Origin of the sequence: Streptomyces niphimycinicus (assembly GCF_018883605.1) — a bacterium.
GTDB classification, from domain to species: Bacteria; Actinomycetota; Actinomycetes; order Streptomycetales; family Streptomycetaceae; genus Streptomyces; species Streptomyces niphimycinicus.
This window is the reverse complement of sequence record NZ_JAHLEM010000299.1, coordinates 1-17,460: the sequence shown is the minus strand read 5'-3', so window position 1 is coordinate 17,460 and position 17,460 is coordinate 1. Positions and strand designations below refer to the sequence as shown.

The following is a 17,460-nucleotide window of genomic DNA, read 5'->3' as shown; positions in this document are numbered from 1 at the left end:
CACCGATCTGCTGTGGGGACGGCTGTCGCTGGCGGACGACCGGATCGGCGCACCGGGCTTCTGAGGCTCCGAGAGCTTCCCGGCCTCGGCTCCGCCCATAGTCTGCTGGTGTCCCAGCTCGAATGGGCCGTGCGCTCCTGGGGTGTGCGGCGGATCGTAACGCCTGCGGCGGGCTGCTCCCCTCCCCGCCCCTTCCCACAACTGGGGCTCCGCCCCAGACCCCGGGTCCAGGGGCGGAGCCCCTGCCACGCGGCGGAGCCGCAGATCGAGGCGGCGTGGTCCGCCGGGCACCACGTACGCCCCTACGACTCCACCGCCTCGGCGCCGCCGGCCGGCGCCCAGGGCGCCCGGCGGACCGCCCGCAGCACCCTGCGCCGCCGCAGCCCGGAGAGCCGGTCGAGGAACAGCCCGCCGTCCAGGTGGTCGCATTCGTGCTGGAGACAGCGCGCGAAGAAGCCCGTGCCCTCGATCCGCACCGGCTCACCGGTCATCGTCACACCCTCGATCACCGCACGGTCGTAGCGCGGGGTGCCCGCCTCGATGCCCGGCAGCGACAGACAGCCCTCCGGCCCGCGCACGCTCACCCCGTCGGCCGCGGCCAGCCGGGGGTTGACGACATGGCCCAGATGGCGGTGGTCCTCGTCGTCCGGGCAGTCGAAGACGAAGACCCGCAGCCCCACACCGATCTGATTGGCCGCGAGCCCCACCCCGCGCGCCGCGTACATCGTGGCGTACATGTCCTCGATCAGCAGGGCCAGCTCGGCGTCGAACGCCGTGACCTCCGCGCACGGCGCGCGCAGCCCCGGATCGCCGAGGAACCGCATGGGCCGCACCGCTCCGCGGCTGCCCGGTATCACGCCATGTCGCATGGCAGCCAAGCCTACGGGGCCGGGGAAGTGTCCCGCGCGGGTGACGGAATTCGGGACAGCCGCCGGATCTCGATAGGCTGCTACCCGACCGTGGCCTCCCGGCTGGCGATGCGGCGCGGAGGGGGCGTACCACCGGCGCCTCGGGGGGCAGGTGCGGCGCCGGTAAGCGAGGAGGATCGAGAGACGATGGCAGGCAACTCAGAGCCGCTGTCGCCACGTGCCAAGCTGGCCGTGACGGCGGGCAGGGCCGCGGCGGCGGTGTCCAAGGCCGCGGGCCGCGGCAGCGGATCGGTGATCGGCGGCAAGGTGGCCCTGCGCCTCGACCCCGATCTGCTCAGCAGGCTGGCACAGCACCTGGACGTGATCCTGGTGTCGGCGACCAACGGCAAGACCACCACCACCCGGCTGATCGCCGAGGCGCTGCGGGCGGCCGGTCCGGTCGTCTCCAACGCGCTGGGCGCCAATATGCCGGCCGGTATCACCTCGGCCCTGGCCGGCGGCTCCGACGCCCGCTACGGCGTCATCGAGGTCGACGAGAAGTACCTCGCCGGTGTGGCGCGCGACACCGAGCCCAAGGCCATCGCGCTGCTCAACCTCTCCCGTGACCAGCTCGACCGCGCCGCCGAGACCCGGATGCTCGCCGAGAAGTGGCGCGAGGGCCTGACCGGCACCAAGGCGATCGTGATCGCCAACGCCGATGACCCGCTGATCGTCTGGGCCGCCTCCTCCAGCCCCAATGTGGTGTGGGTCGCCGCCGGGCAGGAGTGGAAGGACGACGCCTGGTCCTGCCCGTCCTGCGGCGGGGTGCTCCAGCGCCCGGGCGACGACTGGGTCTGCGCGGAGTGCGGTTTCCGCCGTCCGATCCCGAGCTGGGCGCTGAACGGCGACTACGTTCTGGATCCGCACGGCGCTGCCTGGCCGATCCACCTCCAGCTCCCGGGGCGTGCCAACAAGGCCAACGCGGCCACCTCGGCCGCCGTCGCCGCCGCCTTCGGGGTGCCCCCGCAGGTCGCGCTGGAGCGGATGTACCAGGTCCAGGCCGTGGCCGGCCGGTATGACGTGGTCACCTTCCTGGAGCGCCAGATGCGGCTGCTGCTGGCGAAGAACCCGGCCGGCTGGCTGGAGACCTTCTCGCTGATCGACCCGCCGCCCACCCCGGTGATCCTCTCGGTGAACGCGCGCGGCGCCGACGGCACCGACACCTCCTGGCTGTGGGACGTGGACTACACCCGGCTCGCCGGGCACCCGATCTGTGTGATCGGCGACCGTAAGCTGGACCTCGCGGTGCGCCTGGAGGTCGCCGGGCTGGACTTCCGGGTCTGCGCCGACGCGGACGAGGCGGTGCGGATCTCACCGCCCGGCCGCATCGAGGTGATCGCCAACTACACCGCGTTCCAGGACCTGCGCCGCCGGGTCGGCAACTGACCCCCCGTACGAGAGGCACGAAGATGCGAAGCATGAGCCAGAACGGCCTGCGTCTGGTGTGGGTCTACCCCGACCTGCTGAGCACGTACGGCGACCAGGGCAACGTCCTGGTGGTGGAGCGCCGGGCGCGGCAGCGCCGACTGGAGGTCTCCCGGCTGGACGTCCGCTCCGACCAGCAGATCCCCACCTCCGGGGACGTCTATCTGATCGGCGGCGGCGAGGACCGCCCGCAGCGGCTGGCCGCCGAGCGGCTGATGCGGGACGGCGGGCTGAACCGGGCGGTCGCCAACGGGGCGATCGTCTTCTCGGTGTGCGCCGGGTACCAGATCCTCGGCCATGAGTTCATCAACGACCTCGGGCAGCGCCAGCAGGGCCTGGGGCTGCTGGACGTGGTCAGCACCCGTGGCGAGGGCGCCCGGTGCGTCGGGGACGTGCTGGCCGACATCGACGAGCGGCTCGGGCTGCCGCCGCTGACCGGCTTCGAGAACCACCAGGGCGTCACCCACCTCGGCCCGACCGCCCGCCCCTTCGCCCGGGTCCGGTTCGGCAACGGCAACGGCACGGGCGACGGCTTCGAGGGCGCCTACAACGACACCGTTTTCGGGACGTACATGCATGGCCCGGTGATGGCCCGCAACCCGCATATCGCGGACCATCTGCTGAAGCTGGCCCTCGATGTGAACGCGCTGCCGCCGGTCAACGACCAGTGGTACGAGGCGCTGCGCAACGAGCGGATCGCGGCGGCGTCCCAGCCCGCCTGAGCCACGGCCCGCTCGCCCGAGCGCCGCTCGGACGCCACTCGGGCGCCACTTCGCCGCCACTGCGGCGAAGGGTGCCCGCATGGCGGACATCCGACGGACGACAGCGCCCCCGCCGCCCGGCCGCTTGTAAGGTGGCGGGGTCCCGCCGGACGACGCGGTCCGGCCGTCGGCCCCCAGCTCAGACAGAGGTATGCGTGCCATGCGCATTGGTGTGCTCACGTCCGGCGGCGACTGCCCCGGCCTGAACGCGGTCATCAGGTCAATCGTCCACCGCGCCACCGTCGACCACGGCGATGAGGTGATCGGCTTCCACGACGGCTGGAAGGGGCTGCTGGAGGCCGACTACCGCAAGCTCGACCTGGACGCCGTGGGCGGCATCCTGGCCCTCGGCGGCACCATCCTCGGCTCCACCCGGGTGCGCCCCGAGCATCTGCGGGACGGTGTGGAGCGGGCCAAGGGGCATGTGGCCGAGCTCGGCCTGGACGCGGTCATCCCCATCGGCGGTGAGGGCACGCTGAAGGCCGCCCGGCTGCTCTCGGACGCCGGGCTGCCGATCGTCGGCGTGCCCAAGACCATCGACAACGACATCGCCTCCACCGATGTGACCTTCGGCTTCGACACCGCGGTCGGCGTCGCCACCGAGGCCCTGGACCGGCTGAAGACCACCGCCGAGTCCCATCAGCGGGTGCTGATCGTCGAGGTCATGGGGCGGCACACCGGCTGGATCGCGCTGCACTCGGGCATGGCCGCGGGCGCCCACGCCATCGTGGTCCCGGAGCGCCCGTTCGACATCGAGGCGCTCACCAAGACCGTCGGGGCGCGGTTCGAGGCGGGCAAGAAGTTCGCGATCGTGGTGGTGGCGGAGGGCGCCAAGCCGCTCGAGGGCACGATGGACTACGAGGCCGGCGGCAAGGACGTCTACGGCCATGAGCGCTTCGCGGGCATCGCCCGCCACCTCTCCGTCGAGCTGGAGCGGCGGCTCGGCAAGGAGGCGCGGGCGGTCATCCTGGGCCATGTGCAGCGCGGTGGCACCCCGACCGCGTACGACAGGGTGCTGGCCACCCGCTTCGGCTGGCACGCCGTCGAGGCGGCCCACCGCGGTGCCTTCGGCACGATCACGGCGCTGCGCGGCACGGACATCGACCTGGTGCCGCTCGCGGCGGCCGTGGAGCGGCTGAAGACGGTCCCCGCCGAGCGGTACGCCGAGGCCGAGTGCGTGCTGTGACCTGACGGGTTCTACGCTGGTGCGGGCACATTTGGTGCGCACCGGGTAGAAGCAGGAAGGCCGGGGATACTCGATGGATCACGGCGGGCACGGCATGACCATGGATCTGCCGCCGTTCACCCTCGCTCGCGGGTTGGAGTTCGGCGGCGATCCGTTCTTCCTGGTCGGCTGTGTGCTGGCGCTCGGGCTCTACGGCTGGGGGGTCGCGCGGCTGTGGCGGCGCGGTGACGCCTGGCCGGTGGGGCGCCTGGTCTCCTTCGCGCTCGGGGTGCTGACCATCGCGGTGGCGATGTGCACCAAGCTGAACGACTACGGCATGGTCATGTTCAGCGTCCATATGGTGCAGCACATGATCATCAGCATGGTCTCGCCGATCCTGCTGCTGCTGGGCGCGCCGGTCACGCTGACCCTGCGGGCCCTTCCGGCGGCCGGGCGTGGCCGCAAGGGGCCCCGGGAGCTGCTGGTCGCGCTGTTGCACAGCCGCTATATGCGGATCATCAGCCATCCGGCGTTCACGATCCCGCTGTTCATCGCGAGCCTGTACGCGCTGTACTTCACCCCGCTCTTCGACTTCCTGATGGAGAGCAAGGCCGGGCATATCGCGATGATGGTCCACTTCCTCGCGGTGGGCCTGGTCTTCTTCTGGCCGATCATGGGCGTGGACCCGGGCCCGCACCGGCCCGGCTATGTGATGCGGATGCTGGAGCTGTTCGCGGGCATGCCGTTCCACGCGTTCTTCGGCATCGCGCTGATGATGGCGTCCGAGCCCATGATCGGCGTGTACGAGCATCCGCCCGCCTCGCTCGGCATCGACGCGCTGTCGGACCAGACCTGGGCGGGCGGGATCGCCTGGGCCTTCAGCGAGATCCCGTCGGTGATCGTCCTGGTGGCGCTGGTCTACCAGTGGTACAAGTCCGAGCAGCGCCAGGCGCGGCGCATCGACCGCACCGCGGACCGGGACGGCGACCAGGAGCTGGCGGCGTACAACGCCTATCTGGCCTCGCTCCAGTCCCGGAGCCGGTGAGGCCGGTCCCGGCAGCCTGCCAGGAGGGGTCCGCCGGGTCCTGCCGCCCGCGGCGGACTGCTCCCCGTTCCGCAGCACCAATACGCGGCTCCGCCGCGTAGCCCGCCGACACACCGTAGCGGCGGGGCCCCGGACCGCGAGACCATGGACCCGGGCCTGAGCGGCCCGGGTCCTGGCGAAGGGGCGTCAGGACCACCGTGAGGAGGTCGGGGATGCCCGGATCCGCGAAGACGATGACGGTGGCCACGGTGGGGGGCCTGGTGCTGGTGACGGCCTACACCGTGGCCCTGGGGAGCAACGGCTGGCTGTGGTTCACCTGGGCGGTGCTCGGACTGCTGACCGTGGGGGTCGTGGTGGCCCGGGGCTGAGCGGCGGGGCCGCCGCCATCCCTACGGAGCGGATCCCGAGGGCCTGCCCAGCAGCCACCGCCATAACGCCACCCACCACGGGACGCGCCCGGGAGCCGTCGCCTGGGACCCCTCGGTGGCCGCTTCCGGGGCCTCCTCCTCGGGCAGCCATTGCGGCCGAGGGGCGAAGAGGGTCGCGGAGGGGTCCTGAATGCTCTCCGGCTCGGGGCGGCGGGGCATGAACTCCACCGGCAGCGCCACGAGATGGCGGGAGATCCAGGACGAGAGCCAGGTCAGCTCGGACTCGTCGACGGCCAGCCGCAGATCGGGCAGCCGCAGCAGCAGGGTGTCGATGGCGGTGTCCGTGATGGCGCGGCCGATGTCCTGCCCCGGGCATTCATGGGGGCCGCCGCTGAAGGCGAGATGGGACCGGTTGCCGTACATCGGCGCGGCGATGTCGGGGCGGATGGCCGGGTCGACGTTTCCGGCGGCCAGCCCCAGCAGCAGCATGTCCCCGGCCTTGATCCGCTGACCGCCCAGCTCGGTGTCGCCGGTGGCCCAGCGGCCTGGGATGACCGTGAGCGGGGGCTCGTTCCACAGCACATGCTCGATGGCGTCCGGCAGCGTCATATGGCCACCGGCCAGGGAGGCGCGGAAGCGCGGGTCGGTGAGGACCATGCGCAGCGTGTTGGCCATCAGGTTGGTGGTGGTCTCATTGCCGGTGAGCAGCACCAGCCGCAGATGCTGGACCACCTCCTCCTCGGTGAGGCCGGAGGGGTGGGCCAGCAGCCAGGACGCCAGGTCCTCGCCGGGGTCGGCGCGTCTGCGGTCCACCAGGTTCTGGAGGGCGCCGGTGACATACGCGTCGCTGCGCAGGGCCGTCTCGGTGCCCTTCATCAGGTCCCGGGTGGCCTCGACCAGCCGCGGGCCGTATTCGTCGGGCATGCCCAGCAGTTGGGTGAGGACGAGCATGGGCAGTCGCTGGGCGAAGGCGGTGACCAGTTCGGCGCCCCCGTCGGCGCAGAAGTCGTTGACCAGTTGATGGGTGAAGCGGGTGACGTGGCGGCGGATCCCCCGGCGGTCCAGGCGCCCCATGGACTCGGTGAGCGCGGCCCGCAGCCGCTCGTGCTCGTCACCGTCGGCGAAGGTGCACATGGGCTGCCATCCGACCACCGGCAGCAGCGGCGAGTCGGCGGTGATCCTCCCGTCCTTCCAGGCGTGCCAGTGGCGGGAGTCGCGGGAGAAGCGGGAGGGGGTGCGGGACACCTCCAGGTTCTCGCGGTAGCCCAGCAGCAGCCAGGCCGGTATGCCACCGTCGAGCACGATCGGGGCCACCGGGCCGTGCTCGGCGCGCAGCCGCTGGTACAGGCCCATCGGGTCCTTCTCGTTCTCGGGCCCGAGGAGGTCCACCAGGCCGGCGTCGGACGGCGCGGGGTGGACGGGGCACCGGGTGGGCGGCAGATCGGCCGTCCCGGTGCCGGGGTCGTCGGGATGAGAGGTCACGGTGTCTCCGGGGTCACGGTGTGGAGGGATTGCAGATGGCTCACGAGGGTGAGGAGGGTGTCGCGGCTGGAGGCCCGGTCGCGGGCATCGCAGTCGATCATCGGTACGGAGTCGGGCAGATCCATGGCGGCGCGCAGCTCCGCCATGGGGTGGACGGGGGCCTCGGGGAACACATTGACCGCGACCACGAAGGGCACACCGCGCTCCTCCAGCCGCCCGACCGCGTCGAAGCTGACCTCCAGACGGCGGGTGTCGATCAGGACCACGGCACCGAGGGCGCCCTCGAAGAGGCCGTTCCACAGAAACCAGAACCGCTCCTGGCCGGGGGTGCCGAACAGATAGAGCACCAGCCGTTCGTTGAGGCTGATCCGGCCGAAGTCCATCGCGACGGTGGTCTCGGTCTTGCGCTCGATCCCGGCGATGTCGTCGACGCCGACCCCGGCCTGGGTCATGGTCTCCTCGGTGGTCAGCGGGCGGATCTCGCTCACCGAGCCGACCATGGTGGTCTTGCCGACCCCGAAGCCTCCGACGATCACCACCTTGACGGCGGCGGCCGCGGAGGCCGGGAGGGTGTCCTCGCTGCGCGGTCCGGCGAATGCCCCGGCTTCCCCGGCTGCCGCGGCTTCCTCGGACACCTCAGAGTTTCTGTAGTCCATGCATCACCGCCTGGAGCAGTTCGGGGTCGGGCAGCACGGCTGCCGGGACCGGCGCCCTGGACTCCACCCGGCCGTCCCTCAGCAACTCCGCGAGGAGCACGGTGACGGTGGAGACGGGCAGGACCAGATACGCGGAGATCTCCGCCACCGAAAGGGGGAACGGGCACATTCGCAGCACGGCGGCGGCTTCGGGGGCCATCCCCGGCTCGGGTTCGGCGCGGGCCACGATCAGGCTGACGAGTTCGACGGGCCGCTGCCGGGGTTCGTGCGGGGCCCGGCCCCGGCTGACGGTGTAGAGCCGCTCGGGCCCGCCCTCCTCCCACGCCTTGCCGGGCTCGCTCATGTCACCCGTCCGTCGACGCGCGGCGGGCTGCTGAGGTGTTCGCCGAGCCGTGCGACCAGGTCTCTCATGCACTGGCCCATCAATCCGGCGTCCACGCTGTCCTCGGCGAGCACCGCCAGATACGAGCTGACGCCGGCCGCCATCAGATAGAAGAAGCCGCCGTCGACCTCGATGACGACCAGCCGCATCCGCCCGTCCCCGTCGGGGAATTCGGCGGCGATCGCACCGGAGAGGCTCTGAAGCCCGGCGCAGGCGGCGGCCAGCCGGTCGGCGGTGTCCTTGTCCGTACCGACCTGGGCCATGCACAGGCCGTCCGAGGACAGCAGGACCACGTGGCGGGTCTGCGGAACGCTGGACGCCAGGTCCCGGAGCATCCAGTCCATGTTGAACCGCGGTTGCGTCACTTGCCTACTCATCCTCGTCCGACGGGAGCGGGGGGTTCGAGGGATTCGAGGTGTTGGGGGCATCCGGGGTGCCGGGGGAATTCCGGGTGTCCGGCGCGGCCGTACCGGCGTCCGCAGCCGGGATCGGCTCGCCGTTGAGCCCCTTGGTGAAGGCGTCCAGCCAGATCCCCGGCTGGACGGGCGGCCCGGCCGGTGCGGGGGGCGCCGCCGGGGGTCCGGAGTCGACCCTGATGGGCGGGGCGACCATGGGCATCCGGCGGCGGCGCTGCGGAAGTCCGGCGCCGTTCTGCCGGAAGCCGGGGCCGGGGCGGCCCTGCACGATCGGGCTGGTGCGGGTGGGCGAGGGCAGGGGCGTGGCCCGCTTGATGGGCTTGGGCGGGGGCAGTTTGGCCGCGCGGGCGATCGCGCCGCCGGGCGCGGGGGTGGGGCAGATGATGTCCTGCGGTACGACCAGCACCGCGCGCACCCCGCCGTACGCCGAGGGCCGCAGCGAGACCTGGAACCGGTACTTCACGGCGAGCCGGCCGACCACGGCCAGCCCGAGCCGCGGGGTCTCGCCAAGGTCGTTGAGGTCGAATCCGGTCGCCGCCTGGACCAGCACCGCGTCGGTGCGTCTGCGCGCCTCCTCCGACAGCCCCACCCCGGCGTCCTCGATCTCGATCGCGACCCCGGACTGGACCTCGATCGCGGTCAGATGCACCCGGGTCTTGGGCGGCGAGTAGCGGGTGGCGTTGTCCAGCAGTTCGGCGAGGGCGTGGATCAGCGGCTCCACCGAGGGCCCGACGATGGCGACGTCCGCCACCGAGTGCAGATCCACCCGCTCGTATTCGAGGATGCGGGACATGGCGCCGCGGCAGACGTTGAACAGCGGCACCTCCTTCTGCCACTGGCGGCCCGGGCGCTGGCCGCCCAGGACCGCGATGGAGTCCGCCAGCCGGCCGATGAGGGCGTTGCCGTGGTCCAGGTGGAGCAGGTCCTCGAAGACGTCCGGGTCGGCGCCGTGCTTGTCCTCCATCTCCCGCATGTCCTGGGCCTGTTGGTGGACGATGGCCTGCACCCGGCGGGCGATGTTGACGAAGGCCCGCTGGCCCGCGTCCCTCAGGTCCTCCTCGGTCCGTACGGCCTCCAGCACCGACCGCAGCACAAGCTCATGGGTGGCGTCGAAGTCCGGGTCGAGGCGAGGCGCGTGGTCGATGGCCCGCATCGCCTCGTCCACCATGGCGCCGCGCTGGAGCCGGGTCACCGCCACCGGCAGCAGCTCCCGGGCCAGCCGCCGGAGCGCCGTGTCCTGGTCCACCAGGCGCTGCCGCAGCTCGGTCTCCTGGGCCGTGAGCCGGGTGCGCAGCGTGGTGATCAGCCGGCCGCGGCGCATCGCCTCGGCCGCCGTCAGGGCCACCGCGAACGTCGCCGCCACCCCGCACCAGGCGACCGTGGCCCGCGCCCCGGAGGGGACCACGACGACGGCCAGCGCCGCGCAGAGCGCCATCGCGGCGGGAGGGATGACCCATACGAGCGTGGAGGCGGGCCGTCGGCCTCCGGATGAGGTGCCGGCGAAAACCATGGACATCCTTAAAAACAGCGAAGAGAAAACGCGTACGAAATACGGGCGATGAGCCAGCCCGCCATGGGCCCTGGAGCTTAGCGGTTTCATGGACGCGCGAATCGAATATGCCTTTTTCTTCGAAATGCATCACGGTGAATTCAGAGAGCGCGAAAAAGCGATCATCTTGCACTCATCGTTTGACCGTGAATGATCGCGCCACGGGCGAATCTGCTCGTGGCTAAGGAGTCTGGGCAACGTGGCGGCCGGGCCCGTAGCGTCCCCGGCATGACCACTGGCAGCGCATGTGTGATCGGGGCGACGGGACAGATCGGCCGGGCGGCGGTGCGCGCGCTCGCCGCCGAGGGATGGCGGGTGCGGGCGGCCTCGCGCGGCGGGGGCCGCGACGAGAGCTGGCCCGCGTCCGTGGTGAGCGTGGCGGTGGACCGGGACGACGACGCCGCGGTGGCCGCGCTGATCGGGGACGGCTGCGATGTGGTGCTGGACTGCGTCGCCTACGGGCAGGCGCACGCACGCCAGTTGCTGGGGCTCGCGGACCGCATCGGATCGGCGGTGGTGATGTCCACCGGGGCGGTGTACGAGGACGACCAGGGCCGGGGCTTCGGGACCCAGGACCAGCCGGGCGGCGCCCCGCGCTATCCGGTGCCGCTCCCCGAGTCCCAGCCCACCGTCCCGCCGGGCGAGGGCTACGGCGGCCGGAAGGTCGCGCTGGAGCGGGAGCTGCTGGCCGCCGGGGACCGGCTGCCGACGACCCTGCTGCGCGCGGGGGCGATCCACGGCCCGCACTGCCGTACGCCCCGTGAGCTGTACTTCGTCAAACGGGCGCTGGACGGGCGGCCGGTGCGGATTCTGGCGTACGGCGGCCGCAGCCGGTTCCATCCGGTGCATGTCGACAACATCGCGGAGCTGGTGCGGCTGGCCGCCCACCGGCCCGGTTCACGGGTGCTCAACGCGGGCGATCCGCAGGCCCCGACCGTCGCCGACATCGCCACCGCCGTGGACGCGGTGCTGGGAGTGCGCGGCGAGCTGGTGCTGATCGACGGGGAGCCGCCGCATCCGCATATCGGCAGCACCCCCTGGAGCCTGGCCCATCCGCTCGTCTACGACATGTCCGCCGCCGAACGGGAGTTGGGCTACCGCCCGGTGACCGGCTACCTGGAATCGCTGCCGACGACCGTCGCCTGGCTCGCCGACCGGCTGGCGGCCACCCCGGACTGGCGCACCGCCTTCCCCGATATGGCGACCACCTACGACCCGATGGCCGATCTGTTCGACTACGCGGCCGAGGACGGGTGGCTGCGGAGCGGCGGCCACACGTCCTGATCACTTCGGGGGAAACGGCGCCGGGCCCGTGCGGGGAACGCACGGGCCCGGCCCTTCACCACATACCGCTTCTCGTCGACTACTTGACGAGGGCGGCGGCCTCCTTGGCGGCCTTCGCGTCCTTGGCGGCCTTGGCGGACGCACCCGACTTCGCGGGCACCGGCGTGGCGTGCGGAGCGCAGGTCACGTCCTTGGCGTCCACCGTGCCCTTGAGCAGGTAGGCGTCCACCCGGTCGTTGACACACGGGTTGACCAGACCGGTGACGCCGTGCGAACCGGCGTCCTTCTCGGTGACCAGGCGCGAACCCTTCAGCCGCTTGTGCAGCTCCACCGCGCCGTCGTACGGCGTCGCGGCGTCACGGGTGCTCTGCACGATCAGCGTCTGGGGCAGCCCCTTGGCGGCCCCCACCTCCAGCGGGGTGTGCTGCTTGGCACCCCAGGTGGCGCACGGCAGGTTCATCCAGGCGTTGGACCAGGTCAGGAAGGGGTAGTCGCGGTGGAGCCGGGTGTTGTCCCGGTCCCACTTCGCCCAACTGGTCGGCCACTTGGCGTCGGCGCACTCGACAGCGGTGTAGACGGCGTTGCCGTTCTCCGAGGCGATGTTGCCCGCGGTGTCGGACATGTCCGGGCCCGCGGCCTCGACCAGCGCCTTCTCATCGCCGGCCAGGTAGTCGCTCCACACCTGGGCGACCGTGGCCCACGACGAGTCGTAGTACGGAGCGCTCTGGAAGAACGCGAGCAGCTCCGCCGGGCCCACGACCCCGCCGATGGGGCTCTTCTTGGCGGCCGCGCGCAGCGTCTCCCACTGCTTCTGGACCTTCGCGGGGGTGTCGCCGATGTGGTAGGCGGCGTCGTTCTTGGCGACCCATGCCTTCCAGTCGTTCCAGCGCATCTCGAAGGCGACGTCCTGGTCCAGGTTGGCCTGGTACCAGATCTTCTCCCGCGAGGGGTTGACCACGCTGTCCACGATCAGCCGGCGCACATGGGTCGGGAAGAGCGTCGCGTAGACGCCGCCGATGTAGGTGCCGTAGGACACGCCCAGGTAGTTGAGCTTCTTGTCGCCGAGCGCGGCCCGGATGACGTCGATGTCACGGGCGGTGTTGGGCGTCGTCATCTGCGGCAGCATCCAGCCGCTGCGCTCCTTGCAGCCCTCGGCGTACTCCCGGGCCAGCTTGCGCTGGACACGCTTGTCCGCCTCGCTGTCGGGCACCGGGTCCAGCTTCGGGGCCTTGACGGACTCCTGCGGGTCCACGCAGGAGATGGCCGTGGAGTGGCCCACCCCGCGCGGGTCGAAGCCGACGAAGTCGTACGCCTTCGAAGTCTTCGTCCACAGCGGGTTCTTGTTGGTGACCCGGGTCGGGAAGCGCAGCCCGGAGCCGCCGGGCCCGCCCGGGTTGTAGATCAGCGAACCCTGCCGCTCGGAGGCGGTGCCGGTGTTGCCGATCCGGTCCACCGCGAGCTTGATGGTGCGGCCGTTCGGCTTGGCGTAGTCGAGCGGGACGGTGACATAGCCGCACTGGATGGGCTTCGCGAGCCCCCAGTCGGCCGGGCAGTCCGCCCAGTCGATGCCCTTCTTCGCGGCCTTGGCCGCGGCCACCGCCACGCCACGCGCCTCGGCGGCCCCACCGGGCGTCCGCTCCGAGGCCCCAGCCGTGGGGGCGGCCAGCGCACCGGTTATCAGCGCCCCGGTGATCACACCACCGGCCACGCCGAAGAGTGCTGTGCGTCTCACGTAGTAATCCCCCTGCTTGGTTGCGCCGCCTGGAGCGGCGATGATCACAGAGTGTCAGGGGGATTCTTCTGGCCAGCTTATCGCCGAGTACAGGGCAAACCGCCGTTTCTTTATCAAGACTTGAATCCTCCCCCGCGTGAACCAGGGGGATTCCTGGCTCAGGCTGCCTCCGGGAGCAGCGCTCCCGGAAGTCCTACGCCTTCGGCACCAGCCGGGTTGAGACCAGTCCGGACGAGCAGCACGCGAGCGGAATTCTTGTCCCGGGGAGAGACGGTTCCGCACGCGGTGCAGGTGTAGGTACGTTCCGACAGCGGCAGTGTGTGCTTGGCTCTCGCTCCACACTGTGCACAGTCCATCGTGGTATGGGCCGGAGTCTCCTCAAGCTCCTCGACCGCCTCCAAGTTGGCCGAGATGTCATCGCGGATCGCCGTGTGCGGGCAGGCTCCCGTCTCCACGGCGGTGATGCGCTCGGCCCGCCGAGGCCGATGCGCAGCGCCCGGCGGGTGCCGTCGGGGCGGTGGGGGTCGGCGGCGCCGTAGGTGTGGCGAGGGTGTCGCCGACGAAGCCCGCCTCGTTGAGGGTGTCGGTGTGGATGGCGAGCTGGGCGCCGCTCTCCTCGCAGACGCCGAGGCAGGCGTCGATGGCGGCGGGGGTCGCCCCCCAGTCCTCATGGATCTTGAAGCCGAGGGCTCCGCCGCGCAGTTGGGACCACATCGCCTCACGCGAGACGGTGTTGCCCTTGCCGAGCAGTCCGATGTTGACCGGATATCCCTCCAGCGCCTCGAACATCCGGGCGAGATGCCAGGGGCCGGGGGTGATGGTGGTGGCCTTGGTGCCCTCGGCGGGGCCGGGTCCGCCGCCGCGGTCCTCCTCGATCTCGATGAACAGGTCGGTGTCGGCGAGCCGGATACGGTCCCCGGTGGTGGGGCCGAAGAGGTCGGCGTACGCCCCGCGGTTCAGGTCAGCGGCCATCGAGCGTTCCTCCCGTCTCTCCCCGCAGCCCCGGCACGATCCGCTCCCCCGCGATCGGGATCAGGGCGACCTCGACGGGGATGCCGGGTTCGAAGCGCACGGCGGTGCCCGCCGCGATGTTCAGCCGCTTACCGCGGGCGGCGGCGCGGTCGAAGTCCAGGCCGGGGTTGGCCTCGGCGAAGTGGTAGTGGGAGCCGATCCGGACAGGCCGGTCGGCGGCGTTGAGCACGGTGAGGCGGGTGACGGGCCGCCCCTCGTTGAGGGTCACCGGCTCATCGGCGTGGCGGATCTCGCCGGGGATCACGGATACGCCCTCCCGTCAGGCGATCGGCTGATGGACGGTGACCAGCTTGGTGCCGTCGGGGAAGGTGGCCTCGACCTGGACGTCGTGGAGCATCTCGGGGACGCCCTCCATGACCTCGTCACGGGTGAGCACCTGGCGGCCGGAGGCCATCAGCTCGGCGACGCCGCGGCCGTCCCGGGCCCCCTCCAGGATGTGGGCGGTGATCAGCGCCGTCGCCTCGGGGTGGTTGAGGAGTACGCCCCGGGCCCGTCGCTTCTCGGCCACGTCGGCGGCCACATGGACGAGCAGACGTTCCTGCTCATGTGGGGCCAATCGCACACTTCCCACCTCATCCCCTCATCTTCGTACCGCCCGGCGGAAACCACCCGCTCAGCACGTCCGGGGCGGCTCGCACCCGGATTGAGCAGGCTAGTTCCGTGGCGTTTCGTCAGCGTTAACTGATCAGTCCCCATCACCGCTGGTCAAGACGGTCTGGCGGGTCTCAGCAGGCTCCGGCCCGGCACCCGATTTCCGCTCGGCGGACCCCTGTGTCCGTCTATCGCACTTGACGGCCCCGCCGCGTACCCCCGATTCTCATCACCGCACCACCATGATTCACCTGTTCCGCTCCAACCCCCCACATCACAACGGAGCCCAACTGTGAAGCGAATAGTGTCATTTCGCCGCGGTACCCTCGCGGCGGCAACCGGTGCCGCGCTCACCGCGGCCCTGCTGACCGGCGCCTCCGGCGCCGAGGCCACCAACAACAAGGCCGCGGCCCCCGACGTGGACGTCGCGGCGGTCAAGGCCGATCTGGGCGAACTTCAGTCCATCGCCGACGCCAACGGCGGCAACCGCGCCCATGGCCGGCCCGGCTACCAGAAGTCCGTGGACTTCATCAAGGGCAAGCTGGACGCGGCCGGATTCACCACCTCCGTCCAGGAGTTCACCTCCGGCGGCAAGAAGGGCTACAACCTCATCGCCGACTGGAAGGGCGGCTCCGAGGACAAGGTCGTGATGGCCGGATCGCATCTCGACTCGGTCGAGGCCGGCCCCGGCATCAACGACAACGGTTCCGGCTCGGCCGCGATCCTCGAGGTCGCGCTCGCCGTGGCCAAGGCCGACCTCCAGCCCACCAAGCATCTGCGGTTCGCCTGGTGGGGCGACGAGGAGGACGGCATGGTGGGCTCGACGCACTACGTCGACAGCCTGGCGGACGGCGACAAGTCGAAGATCGACTCCTATCTCAACTTCGACATGCTCGGCTCCCCCAACCCGGGCTACTTCGTCTATGACGACGACCCCGAGCTGGAGAAGGTCTTCACCGACTGGTACGGCGCGAAGAACATCTCCACCGACCCGGAGACCGAGGGCGACGGCCGCTCGGACCACGCCCCGTTCAAGGACGCGGGGGTGCGGGTCGGCGGTCTGTTCACCGGCGCCGAGGCCACCATGAGCCAGGAGCAGGCCGACAAGTGGGGCGGCAAGGCGGGCGAGGCGTTCGACCCGTGCTACCACTCCGCCTGCGACAAGACGTCGAACATCGACGACAAGGCGCTGGACCTGAACACCGACGCCATCGCCAACGCGATCTGGACGCTCAGCTCCTGACGAGCGCCCCAGCACCCGACCGGCGCTGAGCCGGTCTCGTCCCGTCCGTCACTTCTCGCGGCCCGGACGCCGATCCCCGGCGTCCGGGCCGCTGTGTTCGGCCGCGATGCCGAAGCGCCGCCGTTCGCCCGGAGCGGACGAGGTGGGGCGCGTCGCCGACACGGTACTGATCACCTGCTCCTCCGCGCGCTCCTCCGCGTCCGCCTCCATCTCCTCCAGCCGCCGCAGGTCAGCGGCGGACACCAGGGCGACAAGCGGCTTCCCGTGGCGCGTGACGACCACCCTCTCGCCGCCGTACACCACGCGGTTGATCAGCTCCGCGAGCTCTGCACGGGCTTGCGTCACCGGAATCTCGTAAGCCATGCTCCCATCATATCGGGATGTACATCCTGTACATTTTTTACGGAGCCAAGCCAACGACGCCCGACGACGCCGAGAGGTGACGCGATGGAACGATCGACCGCGCGCTATGTCCTGCCCGAATTCACCGAGCGCACCAGCTCGGGGACGCACACCATGGACCCGTACTCCAAGCTGCTCTCCGAGCGCATCGTCTTCCTCGGCACCCCCATCGACGACACCGCCGCCAACGATGTGATCGCGCAGCTCATCCATCTCGAGCACGCCGCGCCCGACCAGGACATCTCGCTCTACATCAACTCGCCCGGCGGCTCGTTCGGAGCCATGACGGCGGTCTACGACACCCTGCACTTCATCTCCTGCGACATCGAGACGATCTGCCTGGGCCAGGCCGCCTCGGCCGCCGCCGTACTGCTGGCCGCCGGCACCCCGGGCAAGCGGCTGGCCCTGCCGGGCGCGCGCATCCTCATCCACCAGGCCGCGTTCGCCGAGCCGGTCGAGGGCACCACCTCCGATCTCGAGATCCAGGCCAATGAGCTGCGGCGCACCCAGGAGACGCTCGAGCAGATGCTGGTGCGGCACACCGGCCAGAGCGCCGAGCGGATCCGGGCCGATATCGACCGCGACAAGATCTTCGATGCCCAGGGCGCGGTGGCGTACGGGCTGGTGGACCAGGTCACCCAGAGCCGTAAGCGGCCGGGCGCGCCGCTGCGGGCGAGGTGAGCGCGGTGCTGCCACCGGAGCTGCCCCCGCTGCCCGCGCTCACCCGCGCGGAGGGGAGCGTCGTGGACGGCTATCTGGACGTGGTCGATCTGCTGGGCCGGATCAACCCGGCGCGCGGCCGCGACACCTACGGCGGTCTGCGGGCCGCCCAGGCCCTGGTGGGGAAGGCCACCGCGCTGCGGGACGCGCTGGCGCTGATGCATGAGCGCGGGGAGAGCGAGCTGCACACCGCGACCCTGGCCCGGGCGCTGCGGGTGCTGGACGGGGAGCGGCGCGCGGAGCGGGTCACGCTGCCCCCGGCGCTGCGCGCCTGAGACGCGCCGCCTGCCGGAGGCGCG

At 71.2% G+C, this 17,460-nt stretch carries 19 protein-coding genes and 3 pseudogenes; 9 read left to right on the top strand and 13 right to left on the bottom strand.

Going from position 1 to position 17,460, the window contains the following annotated elements; translation table 11 throughout:
- Positions 1-302: 302 nt before the first annotated feature.
- Positions 303-869: a peptide deformylase gene (gene def, locus KN815_RS25805; RefSeq protein ID WP_216344311.1), complete on the bottom strand. Its 567-nt coding sequence runs from the start codon at positions 867-869 to the stop codon at positions 303-305.
- A 186-nt stretch (positions 870-1,055) separates the two neighbouring features.
- On the opposite strand from def, the gene KN815_RS25800 reads away from it, so the two are divergent.
- From KN815_RS25800 to KN815_RS25780, 5 genes are all read left to right on the top strand, one after another.
- The gene (locus tag KN815_RS25800; RefSeq protein WP_216344310.1) at positions 1,056-2,294 is read left to right on the top strand and encodes a Mur ligase family protein; all 1,239 of its coding nucleotides are present in this window, start codon (positions 1,056-1,058) and stop codon (positions 2,292-2,294) included.
- A gap of 32 nt (positions 2,295-2,326) precedes the next feature.
- Positions 2,327-3,055, top strand: a complete 729-nt coding sequence (locus KN815_RS25795; protein WP_216344309.1) for a type 1 glutamine amidotransferase — start codon at positions 2,327-2,329, stop codon at positions 3,053-3,055.
- 199 nt (positions 3,056-3,254) lie between these two features.
- Positions 3,255-4,280, top strand: a complete 1,026-nt coding sequence (locus KN815_RS25790; protein ID WP_216344308.1) for a 6-phosphofructokinase — start codon at positions 3,255-3,257, stop codon at positions 4,278-4,280.
- A gap of 73 nt (positions 4,281-4,353) precedes the next feature.
- Entirely contained in the window at positions 4,354-5,304 is a 951-nt protein-coding gene (locus KN815_RS25785) for a cytochrome c oxidase assembly protein (protein WP_216344307.1), read from the top strand.
- Positions 5,305-5,516: 212 nt separating this feature from the next.
- On the top strand, positions 5,517-5,672 hold the full coding sequence (locus KN815_RS25780) for a hypothetical protein (protein ID WP_216344306.1): 156 nt from the start codon (positions 5,517-5,519) through the stop codon (positions 5,670-5,672).
- A gap of 21 nt (positions 5,673-5,693) precedes the next feature.
- Here the strand turns inward: KN815_RS25780 and KN815_RS25775 are convergent, their stop codons facing one another.
- From KN815_RS25775 to KN815_RS25755, 5 genes are read right to left on the bottom strand one after another with little or no spacing between them, the layout of a single operon-like run.
- A complete protein-coding gene (locus KN815_RS25775; protein ID WP_216344305.1) occupies positions 5,694-7,154 on the bottom strand; it encodes a cytochrome P450 in 1,461 nt (486 codons plus the stop codon).
- Positions 7,151-7,810, bottom strand: coding sequence for a GTP-binding protein (locus tag KN815_RS25770; protein ID WP_253209243.1), 660 nt, complete (start codon positions 7,808-7,810; stop codon positions 7,151-7,153). Before KN815_RS25770 ends, KN815_RS25775 begins: the two co-directional genes overlap by 4 nt.
- Positions 7,791-8,153 carry a DUF742 domain-containing protein gene (locus KN815_RS25765; RefSeq protein WP_216344303.1) on the bottom strand — a complete coding sequence of 121 codons (363 nt, stop codon included), beginning with the start codon at positions 8,151-8,153 and terminating at the stop codon, positions 7,791-7,793. Before KN815_RS25765 ends, KN815_RS25770 begins: the two co-directional genes overlap by 20 nt.
- Complete coding sequence (locus tag KN815_RS25760; protein WP_216344302.1) at positions 8,150-8,569, bottom strand: roadblock/LC7 domain-containing protein; 420 nt, start codon at positions 8,567-8,569, stop codon at positions 8,150-8,152. Before KN815_RS25760 ends, KN815_RS25765 begins: the two co-directional genes overlap by 4 nt.
- Positions 8,562-10,118, bottom strand: a complete 1,557-nt coding sequence (locus KN815_RS25755; RefSeq protein ID WP_216344301.1) for a sensor histidine kinase — start codon at positions 10,116-10,118, stop codon at positions 8,562-8,564. Before KN815_RS25755 ends, KN815_RS25760 begins: the two co-directional genes overlap by 8 nt.
- Before the next feature lie 267 nt (positions 10,119-10,385).
- On the opposite strand from KN815_RS25755, the gene KN815_RS25750 reads away from it, so the two are divergent.
- A complete protein-coding gene (locus KN815_RS25750; RefSeq protein WP_216344300.1) occupies positions 10,386-11,441 on the top strand; it encodes an NAD-dependent epimerase/dehydratase family protein in 1,056 nt (351 codons plus the stop codon).
- Between the two features lie 79 nt (positions 11,442-11,520).
- Here KN815_RS25750 and KN815_RS25745 read toward each other — a convergent pair whose 3' ends face one another.
- The 6 genes and pseudogenes from KN815_RS25745 to KN815_RS25725 all read right to left on the bottom strand — a co-directional run bounded on the left by KN815_RS25745 (position 11,521) and on the right by KN815_RS25725 (position 14,767).
- Positions 11,521-13,173 carry an alpha/beta hydrolase gene (locus KN815_RS25745; RefSeq protein ID WP_216344299.1) on the bottom strand — a complete coding sequence of 551 codons (1,653 nt, stop codon included), beginning with the start codon at positions 13,171-13,173 and terminating at the stop codon, positions 11,521-11,523.
- 158 nt (positions 13,174-13,331) lie between these two features.
- A pseudogene (locus tag KN815_RS25740) lies at positions 13,332-13,544 on the bottom strand (zinc ribbon domain-containing protein); the annotation flags it as partial.
- Positions 13,545-13,795 (bottom strand): annotated as a pseudogene (locus KN815_RS50730) (hypothetical protein); the annotation flags it as partial.
- Positions 13,717-14,145, bottom strand: a pseudogene (locus KN815_RS25735) (amidohydrolase family protein); the annotation flags it as partial. The pseudogenes KN815_RS25735 and KN815_RS50730, both read right to left, overlap by 79 nt.
- Entirely contained in the window at positions 14,135-14,449 is a 315-nt protein-coding gene (locus tag KN815_RS25730) for an urease subunit beta (RefSeq protein ID WP_216344298.1), read from the bottom strand. The pseudogene KN815_RS25735 and the gene KN815_RS25730, both read right to left, overlap by 11 nt.
- A 15-nt stretch (positions 14,450-14,464) precedes the next feature.
- Positions 14,465-14,767: an urease subunit gamma gene (locus KN815_RS25725; protein ID WP_216344297.1), complete on the bottom strand. Its 303-nt coding sequence runs from the start codon at positions 14,765-14,767 to the stop codon at positions 14,465-14,467.
- Between the two features lie 321 nt (positions 14,768-15,088).
- Here KN815_RS25725 and KN815_RS25720 point away from each other — a divergent pair, with 321 nt between their 5' ends.
- Positions 15,089-16,039: a M28 family metallopeptidase gene (locus tag KN815_RS25720; protein WP_216344296.1), complete on the top strand. Its 951-nt coding sequence runs from the start codon at positions 15,089-15,091 to the stop codon at positions 16,037-16,039.
- A gap of 48 nt (positions 16,040-16,087) precedes the next feature.
- On the opposite strand, the gene KN815_RS25715 is transcribed toward KN815_RS25720, so the two are convergent.
- Complete coding sequence (locus KN815_RS25715; protein WP_216344295.1) at positions 16,088-16,402, bottom strand: type II toxin-antitoxin system Phd/YefM family antitoxin; 315 nt, start codon at positions 16,400-16,402, stop codon at positions 16,088-16,090.
- Positions 16,403-16,486: 84 nt separating this feature from the next.
- Between KN815_RS25715 and KN815_RS25710 the strand changes: the two genes are divergently transcribed.
- Both KN815_RS25710 and KN815_RS25705 read left to right on the top strand, forming a co-directional pair.
- A complete protein-coding gene (locus KN815_RS25710; RefSeq protein WP_216344294.1) occupies positions 16,487-17,122 on the top strand; it encodes an ATP-dependent Clp protease proteolytic subunit in 636 nt (211 codons plus the stop codon).
- 5 nt (positions 17,123-17,127) lie between these two features.
- Positions 17,128-17,436: a hypothetical protein gene (locus KN815_RS25705; protein ID WP_014056705.1), complete on the top strand. Its 309-nt coding sequence runs from the start codon at positions 17,128-17,130 to the stop codon at positions 17,434-17,436.
- The last annotated feature ends 24 nt before the right edge of the window (positions 17,437-17,460 follow it).

Coding starts and splice junctions, on each gene's coding strand:
- KN815_RS25800 (WP_216344310.1), top strand. CDS start 1,056: ATGGCAGGCAACTCAGAGCCGCTGTCGCCACGTGCCAAGCTGGCCGTG.
- KN815_RS25710 (WP_216344294.1), top strand. CDS start 16,487: ATGGAACGATCGACCGCGCGCTATGTCCTGCCCGAATTCACCGAGCGC.
- KN815_RS25795 (WP_216344309.1), top strand. CDS start 2,327: ATGAGCCAGAACGGCCTGCGTCTGGTGTGGGTCTACCCCGACCTGCTG.
- KN815_RS25790 (WP_216344308.1), top strand. CDS start 3,255: ATGCGCATTGGTGTGCTCACGTCCGGCGGCGACTGCCCCGGCCTGAAC.
- KN815_RS25780 (WP_216344306.1), top strand. CDS start 5,517: ATGCCCGGATCCGCGAAGACGATGACGGTGGCCACGGTGGGGGGCCTG.
- def (WP_216344311.1), bottom strand. CDS start 869: ATGCGACATGGCGTGATACCGGGCAGCCGCGGAGCGGTGCGGCCCATG.
- KN815_RS25750 (WP_216344300.1), top strand. CDS start 10,386: ATGACCACTGGCAGCGCATGTGTGATCGGGGCGACGGGACAGATCGGC.
- KN815_RS25765 (WP_216344303.1), bottom strand. CDS start 8,153: ATGAGCGAGCCCGGCAAGGCGTGGGAGGAGGGCGGGCCCGAGCGGCTC.
- KN815_RS25770 (WP_253209243.1), bottom strand. CDS start 7,810: ATGGACTACAGAAACTCTGAGGTGTCCGAGGAAGCCGCGGCAGCCGGG.
- KN815_RS25785 (WP_216344307.1), top strand. CDS start 4,354: ATGGATCACGGCGGGCACGGCATGACCATGGATCTGCCGCCGTTCACC.
- KN815_RS25755 (WP_216344301.1), bottom strand. CDS start 10,118: ATGGTTTTCGCCGGCACCTCATCCGGAGGCCGACGGCCCGCCTCCACG.
- KN815_RS25760 (WP_216344302.1), bottom strand. CDS start 8,569: ATGAGTAGGCAAGTGACGCAACCGCGGTTCAACATGGACTGGATGCTC.
- KN815_RS25715 (WP_216344295.1), bottom strand. CDS start 16,402: ATGGCTTACGAGATTCCGGTGACGCAAGCCCGTGCAGAGCTCGCGGAG.